The 15669-nt window shown below is 72.0% G+C and carries 11 protein-coding genes; all 11 read right to left on the bottom strand.

Translation table 11 applies throughout. The features are described from left to right. Positions 1-109: 109 nt before the first annotated feature. Positions 110-364, bottom strand: coding sequence for a 50S ribosomal protein L27 (gene rpmA, locus GGE06_RS01935; RefSeq protein WP_010041940.1), 255 nt, complete (start codon positions 362-364; stop codon positions 110-112). Positions 365-377: 13 nt separating this feature from the next. Next, on the bottom strand, positions 378-698 hold the full coding sequence (gene rplU / locus GGE06_RS01930; protein ID WP_015033583.1) for a 50S ribosomal protein L21: 321 nt from the start codon (positions 696-698) through the stop codon (positions 378-380). Between the two features lie 249 nt (positions 699-947). Further along, the gene (locus tag GGE06_RS01925) at positions 948-4730 is read right to left on the bottom strand and encodes an Rne/Rng family ribonuclease (protein WP_184929879.1); all 3783 of its coding nucleotides are present in this window, start codon (positions 4728-4730) and stop codon (positions 948-950) included. Between the two features lie 234 nt (positions 4731-4964). After that, a complete protein-coding gene (locus GGE06_RS01920) occupies positions 4965-5726 on the bottom strand; it encodes a TIGR03936 family radical SAM-associated protein (protein ID WP_116161021.1) in 762 nt (253 codons plus the stop codon). Positions 5727-5952: 226 nt separating this feature from the next. Continuing rightward, positions 5953-6615: a hypothetical protein gene (locus GGE06_RS01915; protein ID WP_184929878.1), complete on the bottom strand. Its 663-nt coding sequence runs from the start codon at positions 6613-6615 to the stop codon at positions 5953-5955. A 61-nt stretch (positions 6616-6676) separates the two neighbouring features. Beyond that, positions 6677-8608, bottom strand: coding sequence for a TIGR03960 family B12-binding radical SAM protein (locus GGE06_RS01910; protein ID WP_116161019.1), 1932 nt, complete (start codon positions 8606-8608; stop codon positions 6677-6679). A 52-nt stretch (positions 8609-8660) separates the two neighbouring features. Continuing rightward, positions 8661-10478, bottom strand: coding sequence for a CHAD domain-containing protein (locus tag GGE06_RS01905; RefSeq protein ID WP_184929877.1), 1818 nt, complete (start codon positions 10476-10478; stop codon positions 8661-8663). 19 nt (positions 10479-10497) lie between these two features. Next, positions 10498-11697: a rod shape-determining protein RodA gene (gene rodA, locus GGE06_RS01900; protein WP_184929876.1), complete on the bottom strand. Its 1200-nt coding sequence runs from the start codon at positions 11695-11697 to the stop codon at positions 10498-10500. A 4-nt stretch (positions 11698-11701) separates the two neighbouring features. After that, positions 11702-13939, bottom strand: coding sequence for a penicillin-binding protein 2 (gene mrdA, locus GGE06_RS01895; RefSeq protein WP_116161016.1), 2238 nt, complete (start codon positions 13937-13939; stop codon positions 11702-11704). Between the two features lie 19 nt (positions 13940-13958). Beyond that, the gene (mreD, locus tag GGE06_RS01890; protein ID WP_116161015.1) at positions 13959-14627 is read right to left on the bottom strand and encodes a rod shape-determining protein MreD; all 669 of its coding nucleotides are present in this window, start codon (positions 14625-14627) and stop codon (positions 13959-13961) included. After that, positions 14624-15601, bottom strand: coding sequence for a rod shape-determining protein MreC (gene mreC / locus GGE06_RS01885; RefSeq protein WP_116161014.1), 978 nt, complete (start codon positions 15599-15601; stop codon positions 14624-14626). Before mreC ends, mreD begins: the two co-directional genes overlap by 4 nt. Positions 15602-15669: the final 68 nt, after the last annotated feature.

Genomic DNA, 15669 nt, shown 5'->3' with positions numbered 1-15669 from the left:
TGTGCCTCCAGAGAATTACTTACGTGCGGAATGTCTATCTAGTAACACGCGAAAGGCGGACCCGCTTCCCGATCCGGGAAGTGAGGTCCGCCTCCGCAAAGTGTTCCGATCAGGCGACCGGAACGATGTTCACGACCTTGCGGCCACGGTGGGTGCCGAACTGCACCGAACCGGCCTGCAGGGCGAACAGCGTGTCGTCGCCGCCACGGCCGACGCCCGCGCCCGGGTGGAAGTGCGTGCCGCGCTGGCGGACCAGGATCTCACCCGCGTTGACGACCTGACCGCCGAAGCGCTTCACGCCGAGCCGCTGGGCATTCGAGTCGCGCCCGTTCCGGGTGGACGATGCGCCCTTCTTGTGTGCCATGTCTCAGTCCCTCTTACTTCGCAGCCGCGGGGATACCGGTGACCTTGATCGCCGTGTACTGCTGACGGTGACCCTGGCGACGGCGGTAGCCGGTCTTGTTCTTGTAGCGCAGGATGTCGATCTTGGCGCCCTTGTGGTGGTCCACGACCTCGGCCGTGACCTTGATGCCGGCCAGGACCCACGGGTCGCTGGTCACGGCGTCGCCGTCGACAACGAGCAGGGTCGAGAGCTCGACCGTGTCGCCAACCTTGGCAGTGGAAATCTTGTCAACCTCAACGATGTCGCCGACAGCAACCTTGTGCTGGCGACCACCGCTGCGCACGATGGCGTACACGCGGATCTCTCTCTCACTCGGGATCGAAACCTCTGAAGCCAGCCACTCACACGGGCCCGGGGGCCCGCGGCGATCCGGAATCGGACGAGCGGCCTCTCCCGGCGAGCGGGAGGAAGGTGCTCAGAGGCGCGGCGCATCGATAGACACGCCGACGGTCTAGGTTACGGGCGGCTGCCGCAGAGGGTCAAATTCGCCCGTGTGGTGCGGGCCGCCGCCCCCGAAGGAGGGGCGGCGGCCCGCACCGGCCGGTCAGTCCTGGGCCGGGGCGGCGGTCTTCTCCGCCGCCTTCTTGGCCGTGGCCTTCTTGGCGGTGGTCTTCTTCGCCGCCGTCTTCTTGGTCGCCGCCGTCTTCTTGGTGGCGGCCTTCTTGGCCGTGGTCTTCTTCGCCGCGGTCTTGCGCGCCGCCGTCTTCTTGACGGGAGCGGGCTCGGCCTCGGCGGCCTCGGCCGGCGCCTCGGTGCTCTCGGCCGGGGCCGTGGTCACCACGACGACGGCCGCCTCCTCGGCGCCCGAGGGCGAACCGGCGGGAGCGGTGGCCTTGCGGACCACCCGGCGACGGGCACGCGGCGGGGCGGCCACGGGGGCCTCCTCGACGACCGGCTCGACGACGGCCTCGGCGGCGGGCTCGGCCACCGGCTCCGGCGCCACGACGGGCTCCGGAGCGGGCTCGACGACGACCGGCTCGGTGACGACCTCGGCGACCGCGTCCGTGGTCGAGACGACCGGGGACGTCGCCCGACGGGTGGCACGGCGACGGCCGCGCGGCGCCGGGGCGGCGGTCTCCTCGACGACCGGCTCGACCACCGGAGCGGGCTCCACGACGGGCTGCGCCTCGACGACCGGCTCGGCAGCGGGCTTCACGACCGGCTCAGCGACGGGCGCCGGCTCGAAGTCGACGGCCTCGGTCTCGACGACCGCCGGGACGACGGGCGTCGACGCGACCGGCGCGGACACCCGGCGGGTGGCGCGACGGCGGCCACGACCGCGCGTGGCGGCGGCCTCCGCCTCGGCGGCGGAGCCGTACAGCTCCTCGTCCGGGGCGATCGGCACCGGCACGGCCACCGGGGCGGCCAGCTCGGCGGCGACCTCGGCCTCGGTCTCGACCTCGGCGGTCTCCGTCTCCGGCTCCACGGCCTCGGCGTGCTCGTGCTCGTGGACGTGCTCGCCGCCGCGGCCGCGCTTCTTCGAGCGCTTGCCGCCGCCACCGCCACCGGCGGTGGCCGGCTGCTCCATGTGGACGATGACACCGCGGCCGTTGCAGTGGACGCAGGTCTCGGAGAAGGACTCCAGGAGGCCCTGGCCGACCCGCTTGCGGGTCATCTGGACCAGGCCCAGCGAGGTGACCTCGGCCACCTGGTGCTTGGTCCGGTCCCGGCCCAGGCACTCCAGGAGGCGGCGCAGCACCAGGTCGCGGTTGGACTCCAGGACCATGTCGATGAAGTCGATGACGACGATGCCGCCCAGGTCGCGCAGGCGCAGCTGGCGGACGATCTCCTCGGCCGCTTCGAGGTTGTTCCTCGTCACGGTCTCTTCGAGGTTGCCGCCCTGGCCGGTGAACTTGCCGGTGTTGACGTCGACGACGATCATCGCCTCGGTCTTGTCGATCACCAGCGAGCCGCCGGACGGCAGCCAGACCTTGCGGTCGAGCGCCTTCATCAGCTGCTCGTCGATCCGGTACGTCGCGAAGACGTCGACCTCGCTGGTCCACTTGGACAGGCGGTCGGCCAGGTCGGGCGCGACGTGCGAGACGTACCCGTGGATGGTCTCCCACGCGTCGTCGCCGCTGACGATGACCTTCGAGAAGTCCTCGTTGAAGATGTCGCGGACGACGCGGACGGTCATGTCCGGCTCGCCGTAGAGCAGGCTCGGCGCGGACGTCGAGATCTGCGCGGCCTTCTTCTGGATGTCGGCCCACTGCGCCTGCAGTCGCTCGACGTCGCGGCGCAGCTCGTCCTCGCTCGCGCCCTCGGCGGCGGTGCGCACGATGACGCCCGCGTCCTCGGGGACGATCTTCTTGAGGATGGTCTTCAGACGGGCGCGCTCGGTGTCCGGGAGCTTGCGGCTGATGCCGGTCATCGAGCCCTCGGGGACGTACACGAGGTAGCGGCCCGGGAGGGAGACCTGGCTGGTCAGACGCGCGCCCTTGTGGCCGATCGGGTCCTTCGTGACCTGCACGAGGACCGACTGGCCGGACTTGAGGGCGGACTCGATGCGGCGCGGCCCGTTGGCCATGCCGAGCGCCTCGAAGTTGACCTCACCGGCGTACAGGACGGCGTTGCGGCCCTTGCCGATGTCGACGAAGGCGGCCTCCATGGACGGCAGCACGTTCTGGACCTTGCCCAGGTAGACGTTGCCGACGTACGAGGTGGCCTGCTCCTTGTTGACGTAGTGCTCGACGAGCACGTTGTCTTCCAGGACGCCGATCTGGGTGCGCTCGCCGTTCTGGCGGACGACCATGACGCGCTCGACGGCCTCGCGGCGGGCGAGGAACTCGGCCTCGGTGATGATCGGGACGCGGCGGCGGCCCTGCTCGCGGCCTTCGCGGCGGCGCTGCTTCTTGGCCTCCAGGCGGGTCGAGCCCTTGATGGACTGGACCTCGTCGGACGGCTCGGCCTTCTCGCGGGCCGGGCGCGGCTCGCGGACCTTGACGACCGTACGGACGCCGTCCTCGTCGCCCGCCTCGACGTCGGCGGAGGCGTCCCCGCTGCGACGGCGGCGACGGCGGCGGCGACGGGAGCTGCTGGAACCGCCGGCGTAGGCCTCGGCCTCCTCCGACTCCTCCTCGCCCTCCTCGGTCTCGTCCTCGGCGTGCGGCTCCTCGCCCTCCTCGGTCTCCTCGACCTCGGTGAGCTCGCCGCGACGGCGACGGCGGCCGCCACGGCGGCGACGGCGGGACGGACGGTCCTCGTACTCGTCCGTCTCCTCGGCCTCCTCGGCCTCCTCGACCTCGTCGGCGACGGCCTCGACCTCGGGCTCGTCGGCGACGGTGGCCGGGACGGGCTCGACGGCGACGGGCTCGCCGCGACGGCGACGGCGACGGCGGGAGCCGGACTCGGCGCGCTCGGCGGTCTCGGCGGTCTCGGTCTCGACGGCCTCCACGACCTCGGCCGTCTCGACCGTCTCCTCCTCCGGCTCCTCCACCACGGCGGCGGCCGCCGCGGCGGCGGTCTCCGGGGTCTGGAACATCGGCTCGGCGAAGACCGGGGCCTGGAAGACGGCGACGGCGGGGCGCGTGGCGCGGCGGGGCTCGCGGGCCGGTGCCGGCTCGGAGGTGAACTGCGGCGAGGTGACGCGGCGGCGGCCGCGGCCACGGGTGGCGGCGGTCTCGGCGGCGGCGACCTCGGCCTCGTCGGCGGCGATCTGCTCGACGGCGGCCTGGGGCAGCGACTCGCCGGTGGCGGCCGTCTCGACGGCCTGCTCGGGCGAGGTGGCCTTGCGGGTGGCACGGCGGCGGGTACGGGCCGGCGGCGCGGCCTCCTCCACGACCTCGGCGACCGGCTCGGCGGCCGGGGCCACGACCACGGTCTCCTCAGCGGCGGGAGCGGTGGCCTTGCGGGTGGCGCGGCGGCGGGTACGGGCCGGCGGCGCGGCCTCCTCGACTGCCTCGACCGCTTCCACGGCCTCGACGACCGGCTCGGCGGCCGGCTCGGCGACGGCCGGGGAGGTCACCGGCGAGGTGGCCTTACGGGTGGCGCGGCGGCGCGGGCGGGCGGGGGCGGCCTCGGGGGCCTCCTCGACGGCCTCGGCGGCGACGGCCTCCACGACCGGCTCGGCAACCGGCTCGGCCACGACCTCAGCGGCGGGAGCGGTGGCCTTGCGGGTGGCGCGGCGGCGGGTCCGCGGCGCGGGAGCGGCCTCGGCCTCGACCGGGGCGGCCTCCACGGCGGGGGCCTCGGCGGCCGCCGTGGTCTCCGTGACCTCGGCGGTCGCGCCCGTCACCGGCGGACCGGCCGGGCGGGAAGCGGCGCGGCGCCTGCGGCGCGGCGGCAGCTTGTCACCGGGGGCATTGGTGTCTTCGTTGGACTCGAGCATGCGGGGTTTCTCCCGTCACGCTCCCGGGCGCCGCGCCTGGTTCCGGTCCGGCGGCACGGTCGCGCCTGTGGCGCGGTGCCGCCGTCCGGGGCGCGGGCGCCGCACGGGAGCTCTATGTCTGGCTCGCCGGTTCCGTACGCCCTGTGCGGACGGCCTGGCGAAAGTCTCCTGGTCAGTGCGCTGCCCGACCCAGGTGGCTCCCGAGTACCAGGGCGGCGCTACGACGACCGCTCCCTACGCGGAACCGGCACCCGGCGCCGTCGCTGAGGCAACTGCCTCGCGGTCGGGCGCGAGCGGGTCGGTCACCGTGCCGGACTCCTCGTCGAAGAGCCCCTGCGCCAGCCTGGTCACCGCAGCGGGGACCGGCGGCGCCAGGTCGGCCACAGCTCGGAGACCGGACAGGACGTCGTCGGGTCGCACGGCAGGTGTCACGTGCCGAACAACCAGCCGCAGTATCGCACAGGCGCTGTCGAGCGGCCTATCACCCTGGGGATCGCCCTGGGGACGGGCGGCCGTCAGCTCGGTGACGGCGGAACGGGCGTCGAAGGTGCGGACTCCGTTCTTGGTCTTGCGCTGTACTTCCACCGTCTCGGCCGCGAGAAACGTCTCGACGGCCTTCTCGGCGTCCTCGACCGTGACGCCTTCGAGCCGCAGCTCCCACACGGAGGCGGTGAGCCGGTCGGCGAGACCCGAGGTGCGGGCCTCGACGGCGTCGGTGATGTCGAGGCCTGCCGGGAGGGACTCGTCGAGCAGGACCCGCAGGGTCTCCGGGTCACGCGCCTCGGTGAGCGCGATCTCCAGGTACTCGGCCTCGGAGCCCGTGCCCGTCGGGGCGGCGTTGGCGTACGACACCTTCGGGTGCGGGGTGAAGCCCGCCGAGTACGCCATGGGCACCTCGGCACGGCGCAGCGCACGCTCGAAGGCGCGCTGGAAGTCACGGTGGCTGGTGAACCGGAGGCGGCCGCGCTTGGTGTAGCGCAGTCGGATGCGCTGCACCGCCGGTGCGGGCGGCGGGCCTTCGGGCTGTCGCTTGCCCAGTGGTTCTTCTCCTCGATGCGGGGCGGCGCGGCTGGCGCCGTCCACGAGATGTACGGGCCCTGGGGGTCCCGCCCGGTTCACCCCCGCTTCCGCGGGGAGATCTCGGGGGCGGGCGCCACGCCGGGGACGTTCGTTGTACTACCCAGAGTACGCGCCCGGGCCGCCTCCGGTTCCCCGGGCTCGGTCAGCGCGATCCGCCGAAGAGGGCGAGGCGCACCTCGCGGGCGGCGGCGCGGACGGCCCGGGCGGCGGCGGAGACGGGCGCCCACACCCAGGTGCGCAGCCAGTGGCCGACGGGCGTGAGGACCACCCGGTACGTCCAGGCGAGGGGCCGCCCGACCAGGTTCCACAGCACCCAACCGACGGCGCGCCCGAGGGCCCGCGAGATCCGGCCGGCCACTCCCCAGGCCCAGGCGACCGCGACGCCGACCGCCCGGCCGACGGGCGCGAGCACGTACCGCCAGAGCCAGGTCAGCGGGGTGACGAGCAGCAGGTCGACGACCCACCAGACGGCCTTGGCGACGGGGAGCAGCACCCAGCGCCCGAGCCACTTCAGGGGCGTGACGACCAGCAGGTCGATCACCCACCAGAGGGCCCGCCCGACCGGCGCGAGCACCCACTCCCACAGGAACCGCAACGGAACGACGACCAGGTAATGGATCAGCCACCCGAGGGCCCGCCCGACCGGGGCGAGGACCCAGCGCCACAGCTGCTTCAGGCACCAGCCGAGCGCGTCCCAGACCAGCCGCACCGGCAGGACGACCACCAGGGCGATGGCCCGCGCCACCCCTGTGAGGCACCCCGCGGGCTCGTTCTGGGGCTGCGACCTGGTCTTCTCCGTGTTCATGCCGGAAATGACGCGACGGCCCGGCGAAGGGTTTCCCCTTCGCCGGGCCGTCACTCAAGCGTTACTGATTGACGACCGTCAGCGGCAGCAGCTTCTTGCCGGTCGGGCCGATCTGGATGTGCGTGTCCATCTGCGGGCAGACGCCGCAGTCGAAGCACGGGGTCCAGCGGCAGTCCTCGACCTCGGTCTCGTCGAGGGCGTCCTGCCAGTCCTCCCAGAGCCAGTCCTTGTCGAGGCCCGAGTCCAGGTGGTCCCAGGGCAGGACCTCCTCGTAGGTGCGCTCGCGGGTGGTGTACCAGGCGACGTCCACGCCGACCTCGGGCAGCGTCTTCTCGGCGCAGGCCATCCAGCGGTCGTACGAGAAGTGCTCGCGCCAGCCGTCGAAGCGGCCGCCGTCCTCGTACACCGCGCGGATGACCGCGCCGAGGCGGCGGTCGCCGCGGGAGAGGAGGCCCTCGACGATGCCGGGCTTGCCGTCGTGGTAGCGGAAGCCGATCGAGCGGCCGTACTTCTTGTCGCCGCGGATCTTGTCGCGGAGCTTGCGCAGGCGCTCGTCCGTCTCCTCGGCCGACAGCTGCGGGGCCCACTGGAAGGGGGTGTGCGGCTTGGGGACGAAACCGCCGATGGAGACGGTGCAGCGGATGTCGTTCTGGCCGGAGACCTCGCGGCCCTTGGCGATGACGTTGATCGCCATGTCGGCGATCTGGAGGACGTCCTCGTCGGTCTCCGTCGGCAGGCCGCACATGAAGTACAGCTTCACCTGGCGCCAGCCGTTGCCGTACGCGGTGGCGACGGTACGGATGAGGTCCTCTTCCGAGACCATCTTGTTGATGACCTTGCGCATGCGCTCGGAGCCGCCCTCGGGGGCGAAGGTCAGGCCGGAACGGCGGCCGTTCCTCGTGAGCTCGTTCGCCAGGTCGACGTTGAACGCGTCGACGCGGGTCGAGGGGAGGGACAGGCCGATCTTGTCCTCCTCGTACCGGTCCGCCAGGCCCTTCGCGATGTCGGCGATCTCGGTGTGGTCCGCGGAGGACAGGGAGAGGAGGCCGACCTCCTCGAAGCCCGTCGCCTTGAGGCCCTTCTCGACCATCTCGCCGATGCCGGTGATGCTTCGCTCCCGCACGGGGCGCGTGATCATGCCGGCCTGGCAGAAGCGGCAGCCGCGGGTGCAGCCGCGGAAGATCTCGACGGACATGCGCTCGTGGACGGTCTCCGCGAGCGGGACGAGCGGCTGCTTGGGGTACGGCCACTCGTCGAGGTCCATGACGGTGTGCTTCGAGACGCGCCACGGCACGCCGGAGCGGTTCGGGACGACGCGGCCGATGCGGCCGTCCGGGAGGTACTCGACGTCGTAGAACGCCGGGATGTAGACGGCGCCGGTCTTCGCGAGGCGGAGGAGGACCTCCTCGCGGCCGCCCGGCCTGCCCTCGGCCTTCCAGGCGCGGATGATCTCGGTCATGTCGAGGACGGCCTGCTCGCCGTCGCCGATGATCGCCGCGTCGATGAAGTCCGCGATCGGCTCGGGGTTGAAGGCGGCGTGGCCGCCGGCGAGCACGATCGGGTGGTCGATCGTCCGGTCCTTCGACTCCAGCGGGATGCCCGCCAGGTCGAGGGCCGTGAGCATGTTCGTGTAGCCGAGCTCCGTGGAGAAGCTCAGGCCGAAGACGTCGAACGCGCCGACGGGGCGGTGGCTGTCGACCGTGAACTGGGGCACCTTGTGCTCGCGCATCAGCTCTTCGAGGTCCGGCCACACGCTGTAGGTGCGCTCGGCGAGGACTCCCTCGCGCTCGTTGAGCACCTCGTAGAGGATCATGACGCCCTGGTTGGGCAGACCGACCTCGTACGCGTCCGGGTACATCAGCGCCCAGCGGACGTCGGCGGACTCCCACGGCTTGACCGTGGAGTTCAGCTCTCCACCGACGTACTGAATCGGCTTCTGCACGTGCGGGAGCAGAGCTTCGAGCTGCGGGAAGACAGACTCGGCAGCAGACATCTCGAACCTTCGTGAGCTGGCAGGGGGGCGACTCTCAAGCGTACCCCGGTGCTCAGCGGGTCAGCGCCGCCGTGAGTTCCGGGCCCGCGGCACGGGCCCAGACCCCGGGCAGCTCCCGCTCGGTCGCGGCGGCGGCCGCCTCCTCGCGGCCGTAGAGAAGTCCCCAGGTGAAGGCCGATTCGCCGGCGCCGTGGGACTGGATCGCGAACTCCCGGAGGGCGGCGCGGGCCACGACGGAGTCCTGGTGTTCGCCGAGGAGGCTCTGGACGGCCTTGACGCGTTTGCCGAGCTTCTTGGCGGGCTTGCCGAGGGTGGGGCGGGCCGCCTCGGCGGCGTAGCGGGCGCGCTTGGCGGCCTTGCGGGCCTCGTGGAGGGCGAGGTCGCGTTCGTGGCCGGGGTCGAGGGCGAGGGCGTGCTCGATCCGGCCGCCGAGGCGGTCGTGGTCCTTGCGGACGGCCTTGGCGAGGACCCTGCGGGCGTCGCGGCGGGCAGCCTTGCGCAGCGGCGGGTCTGCGAGGAGCGCGTGGAGGGTGTCGAGGAGGGCGAGGTGGCGGTCGGAGTCGAGGGCTTCGAGGGCCCGGCGCCGGGCGTCCTCGGCGCGAGCGGCGCCGCGGCGGCGCAGCCGGGCCTCGACCGGGCCGAGGGTGAGGGTGGGGGGCAGGTCGGCGAGGCGGGCGCGCAGGCGGGCGTCGAGGACCTCCTGGTCGCGGGCGACGCCGAGCTCCCCGGCGAGCCACTTCAGCTCGTCGCCGACCGGGTCGGTGACGGTCCGGTCGAGGACCCGGCGGTAGGTCTTGAAGGCGCTGCGCATCCGCCGGCAGGCGACCCGCAGCTGGTGGACGGCGTCGGGCAGGTCACGCCTGACGGCGGGGTCGAGCGCGACGATCGCGTCGGCCTGCTCCCGCACGTAGACGAGCACGGCGGCACCGGCGGTACCGGCAGGGGCGCCGGACGTGCCGGAGGTCCCGCCGGAGCCGGGCTTCCCGGCGGTGCCGGAGGTCCCGCCGGAGCCGGGCTTCCCGGCGGTGCCGGAGGTCCCGCCGGAGCCGGGCTTCCCTGCGGTGCCGGAGGTCGCGGCGGAGGAGGGCTTCCCGGCGGTGCCGGAGGTCGCGGCGGTGCCGGGCTTCCCAGCGGTGCCGGAGGTCCCGCCGGAGGAGGGCTTCCCGGCGGTGCCGCGCTCCCCCGCTCCCCCGGATTCCCCGGCCTTCCCGGCCTTCCCGGGCTTCCCGGCCTTCCCCGGTTCCCCGGCGGTGGGAGCCGCCTCGGGTGCCGGCCCCGTCTCCGCCAGGGCGCGGGCCAGTTTCGACGGTGCGTCCGACGGGTGGATGCCCGCCTTCTCGAGGCGTTTCTCGATGGCGTCCAGGAGGGCGGGGTCGTCGACGTCGTCGGCGAGTTCCACCTCGATCTCGGTCCAGGTGGCCACCGCACCCGAGGGCAGGCGTTCGGCGTGGACCGTGTCGACGGAGAGTTCGGCGAGGAGGGTGCCGTCGGCGGCGAGCAGGCGGCGGACGTCGCGCGCGGAGCGGAGCCGGACGACGGGGACGATCTCGGCGTGCCGGACGCGGGAACGCAGGAGCCCCGCGAGCTCACCCGGCAGGGTGTCGCTCAGCGGGGCTCTGATCTCGTCGCGGATTCCGGCGGCGACGGGGAACTTCACGTGCCAGCCGGCGTCGCTCCCACCGGTGCGGCGGCGGAGGGTGACCGCGTCCGCCGCGAGCCGGAGGTCGGGGGTGTCGTGGTAGACGGCGTCGAGTTCCATGACGCCTTCGTCGACGACCTCCGCCACCCCGGCGACCCGGGTGAGGTCCGGCAGCGGAGTCTCCCCCGTGGCTTCGTACTTCCGCTCGATCTCGCGTTTCGTCTCGGCCATACCTCGAATCTAGTCGTGGTCAGGCCGTCATCGGGCGTTGTACGCGAATCGACTGGAGGAGTCCGATCGCCACCCATACGGCGAACATCGACGAGCCGCCGTAGGAGACGAACGGCAGCGGCAGGCCGGCGACCGGCATGATGCCGAGGGTCATGCCGATGTTCTCGAAGGACTGGAAGGCGAACCAGGCGATGATGCCGGCCGCGACGATCGTGCCGTAGAGCTCGGTGGTCTCGCGGGCGATCCGGCAGGAGCGCCAGAGGATGACGCCGAGCAGGACGAGGATCAGGCCGGCGCCGACGAAGCCGAGTTCCTCGCCGGCGACCGTGAAGACGAAGTCGGTCTGCTGTTCGGGGACGAACTGGCCGGTCGTCTGCGAGCCCTTGAAGAGGCCCGCGCCGAGGAGGCCGCCGGAGCCGATGGCGATGCGGGCCTGGTTGGTGTTGTAGCCGACGCCGGCGGGGTCGAGGTCGGGGTTGGCGAAGGCCGCGAAGCGGTTGATCTGGTACTCGTCGAGCATGCCGAGCGCGGTGACGAGGACCGCGCCGAGGACGCCGGCGCCGATGAGGCCGAGGACCCAGCGGTTGGAGGCGCCTGAGGCGAGGAGCACGCCGAGGACGATGACCGCCATGACCATCACGGACCCGAGGTCGGGCATCAGCATGACGATGCCCATGGGGAGCGCGGCCAGGCCGAGGGCCTTGGCGACGGTGCGGTGGTCGGGGTGGAGCTGGTCGCCGGCGTCGACCTTGGCGGCGAGCAGCACCGCCATGACCAGGATGATCGTGATCTTCACGAACTCGCTGGGCTGGAGGGAGAAGCCGCCGCCGACGACGATCCACGCGTGGGCGCCGTTGATGGTGGCGCCGAGCGGGGTGAGGACGGCGAGGATCAGCACGATCGAGAGGCCGTAGAGGATCGGCACCGCGCCGCGCAGGGTGCGGTGGCCGAGCCAGATCGTGCCGATCATCAGGGCGAGGCCGATGCCGGTGTTGAGCAGGTGCCGGAACAGGAAGTAGTACGGGTCGCCCTGGTTGAGCTCGGTGCGGCCGCGGGTGGCGGACCAGACGAGCAGCGAACCGATGCCGGAGAGGGCGAGCGCCGACAGCAGTATGGGCCAGTCGAGCCGGCGGAGCACCGAGTCGCGGGCGGCCAGCTTGGCGAGGGTGCCGCGCTCGGGTGCGTACCGGGAGACGGAGAAGCCGTGGGGTGCGGTCATCGGTTCAGAGCCTCCCGCGGTGGGCGGGCGGGCCCGCCAGCTGGTTGTCGTCCGGCTTCCTGGTGGGCGTCGCGGGGTCGGCCGGCGGCTGGGTGCCGTCGGACTTCGGCTTCGTCTCGTCGACCTTCTGGGATTCGGGGTCGTACGGCGCGATCTTCGGCGCGTCGATGGAGCCGTCGGCCTCGATCTTCGGCAGCGCCTTCTGCGGCTGCGGGAGCAGGGCCCGCTTCAGGTCCTGGTTGCCGGCGTCGTCGAGTCCGTAGAGCGCGTCGTAGATGTTGCGCACGGCGGGGCCCGAGGCGCCGGAGCCCGTACCACCCTGGGAGATCGTCATGACGATCGCGTAGTCCTTGGTGTACGTGGCGAACCAGGAGGTCGTCTGCTTGCCGTAGACCTCGGCGGTACCCGTCTTGGCGTGCATCGGGATCTTGTCCTGCGGCCAGCCGCCGAATCGCCAGGCGGCCGTACCGCGGGTGGCGACACCCGCGAGGGCTTCGTCTATCAAGTCGCGGGTGTCCTTGTTGAACGGCAGCTTGCCGTGCGACTTGGGCGCGATCTCGTTCACCCGCTTGCCGTCGGGGCTGATGACGGCCTTGCCGACGGTGGGGTTCCACAGGGTGCCGCCGTTGGAGATGGCGGAGTAGATGGTGGCCATCTGGATGGGGGTGACGAGGGTGTCGCCCTGTCCGATGGAGTAGTTGACGGAGTCACCGGCGCGCATCAGGTTGCCTTCGAGGCAGTTCTCGTACGAGAGCTGCTGGACGTAGGTGCCGCCCTTCTTCCCGTACTTGCACCACCAGTCCTTGTTGTCCTCCCAGAACTTCTGCTTCCACTGGCGGTCGGGGACGCGGCCGGAGACCTCGTTGGGGAGGTCGATGCCGGTCTCGGCGCCGAGGCCGAACTGGTGGGCGGTCTTGTAGAACCAGTCGCCCGGGTTCTTCTTCGGCTTCATCCCGCCGTCCTTGATCCACTGCTGGTGGGCGAGGGCGTAGAAGACGGTGTCGCAGGAGACCTCGAGGGCGCGTCCGAGCGAGATCGGGCCGTGGTTCTGCGATTCGAAGTTCTTGAAGACCTGGTTGCCGATGGAGTACGAACTGGTGCACGGGTAGCGGCCGTCGAAGTCGTAGCCCGCGTTGACGGCGGCGGTGGTCGAGATGACCTTGAAGATCGAGCCGGGGGCGGCCTGGCCCTGGATGGCCCGGTTGAGGAGCGGGAAGTTGGAGTCCTTGCCGGTGAGGGCGGCGTAGTCCTTGGCGGAGATGCCGCCGACCCAGGCGTTGGGGTCGTAGTCGGGCTGCGAGGCCATGGCGACGATGCGGCCGGTCTTGGCCTCCATGACGACGACGGCGCCGGCGTCGGCCTTGTAGTTCTCGTTGGTGTTCTTGTCGAAGGTCTTGCGGGCCTCCACCATCGCGTTGTGCAGCTCCCATTCGGCGACCGCCTGGACGCGGGCGTCGATGGAGGTGACGACGTTGGAGCCGGGGACGGCGGGGTCGCTCTTGGCCTGGCCGATGACGCGGCCGAGGTTGTCGACCTCGTAGCGGGTGACGCCGGCCTTGCCGCGCAGTTCCTTGTCGTACGTGCGCTCCAGGCCGGAGCGGCCGACCTGGTCGGAGCGGAGGAACGGCGAGTCGGTGTCCTTGGCCTTCTCGATCTCGCCGTCGGTGACGGGCGAGAGGTAGCCGAGGACCTGCGAGGTGCGGGACTTGCCGGGGGCCGGGTAGCGGCGGACGGCGGTGGGCTCGGCGGTGATGCCGGGGAAGTCCTCGGCGCGCTCGCGGATCTGGAGGGCCTGCTGGGTGGTGGCCTCGTCGGTGACGGGGATCGGCTGGTAGGGCGAACCGTTCCAGCAGGGCTTGGGCGTCTTGGAGTCGCAGAGCCGGATCTTGTTGATGACCTCGTCGGGCTTCATGTCGAGGACGTCGGCGAGCCGGGTCAGGACCCCCTTGCCGCGGTCCTTCATCTTCATGAGCTCGGTGCGGGACGCGGAGACCACGAGCCGGGTCTCGTTGTCGGCGAGCGGGACGCCGCGGGCGTCGAGGAGCGAGCCGCGGACGGCGGGCTGGACGACCTGCTGGACGTGGTTGTTCTTCGCCTCGTCCGTGTACTCCTTGCCGTTGCGGATCTGGAGGTACCAGAGCCGGCCCCCCAGGGTGAGCAGCAGGGAGAAGACGAGGATCTGGATGACGACGAGTCGGATCTGGACCCGGGGGGTCCGTCCGGTCTCGGGGATGTTGGTCATGCCGCCGGGGTCCCCTCGGTCACAGTCGCTTGACTCCCTTGATGCGTCCGGCGCGTGAGGCGCGGCTCCGCGCGGCCTTCACGCGCAGGCCGCCGCGCTGGGTGCCGATCCGCAGGCCCGTGCCGGAGGAGAGCCAGCCGGAGGCGACGTCGGCGCCGTTGCCGCCGCCGGCGTCGGCGAGCGGGTCGTTCTCGGCGCGGCGGGCGATCGCCATGATGAGCGGCACCGTGAAGGGTGCGAGGAGCAGGTCGTACACGACCGCGGTGAACAGCAGGAACCCGAGGCCGACGTGGCGGGCGGCGGTGTCGCCGACGAGGGCGCCGACGCCCGCGTAGAGGAGCGTGGAGCCGACGGCCGCGGCGACGACGGTGGCCATGGGGCCGGCCGCGGAGGTCAGCCGGCCGTTGTCCGGCTTCGCGAGGCCGACGAGGTAGCCGATGACGCAGAGCACGAGGGCGTAGCGGCCGGCGGCGTGGTCGGCGGGCGGGGCGAGGTCGGAGAGGAGGCCGGCGGTGAAGCCGATGAGGGAGCCGCTGACGGGTCCGTAGACGAGGGCGAGGCCGACGACGGTGAGCAGGACGAGGTCGGGGACGGCTCCGGGCAGTTGGAGGCGGGCGAGGACGGAGACCTGGACGACCAGGGCCACCACGATCAGGGTGGCGGAGAGGAGGATGCGGTTGAACTTCACGGTGTCACGCCCCCCTGGTCCTGCGGTGTCTGCTGGTTCTGCTGGTTGGTCTGCTGTCCGTCCGGTGGTGTCGCTGTCGGTGTGACCGTGACGGTGACGGTCGGTGCCGGCTTGGGCTTCTGCGGCAGGACCACGTCGCGGGGGTCGGACTTCGGGGCCTGGACGACGACGCCGACGATGTCGAGCTTGGTGAAGCCGACGTACGGGCGGACGTAGATGTTGCGGGTCAGGCCGCCGGCCGCCGGGTCGACGCGGACGACCTCGCCGACGGGGACGCCGGGCACGAAGGGCTTGTCGGCGCGCGAGCCGAAGGTGACGAGCCGGTCGCCGGGCTTGACCTTGGCCTTGCCGTTGAGGAGCTGGACGAGGAGGGGGCTGTCCCCCTGGCCCGTGGCGAAGCCGAGTTCGTCGCTCTTCTCCATGCGGGTGCCGACGGTGAAGTCGGGGTCGCTGGCGAGGAGGACGGTGGAGGTGGAGGGGCCGACGGTGGTGACCCGGCCGACGAGCCCGGAGCCGTTGAGCACGGTCATGTCCCGGGTGATGCCGTCGCGGGCGCCGACGTCGATGGTGACCGTCCAGGAGAAGCCCTGGGCCGCTCCTATGGCGATGACCTGGGCGCCCTTGATGCCGTACTGTCCGGCGCCCGCGGTCTTGAGCATGGCGTCGAGCTCGCGCAGCCGGTTGCGGTTGCGGTCGTCGCTGCCGAGCTTCGCCTTGAGTTCGGCGTTCTCCTTCTCCAGGGCGGCGATCCGGGTGTGCCGCTCGCCGGAGTCCCGCACCGCGCCTATGGCGTTGCCGACGGGATCGACGGCGGCCGCCACACCCTTCTCGACCGGCCCGAAGACCGCCGCTGCGGCCTGTCGGGCACCGTCGACGGGTGACTCCTGACCGCCGCGGATGTCCACCGTGATCAGTGCGAACGCGATGGCGATCAGCAGCACCAGGAGCAGCCGGCTCTCTCGTGTGTCCCTCACGTGCGGCGGCCGTGCCTTTCCTCGTGGTTCGGTTGTTCGGCTGTACGAGTGAAGCTGTACGGGTGGAG

The sequence above is a fragment of the Streptomyces nymphaeiformis genome (assembly GCF_014203895.1).
GTDB classification, from domain to species: domain Bacteria; phylum Actinomycetota; class Actinomycetes; order Streptomycetales; family Streptomycetaceae; genus Streptomyces; species Streptomyces nymphaeiformis.
This window is presented reverse-complemented; position numbering and strand designations above follow the sequence as displayed.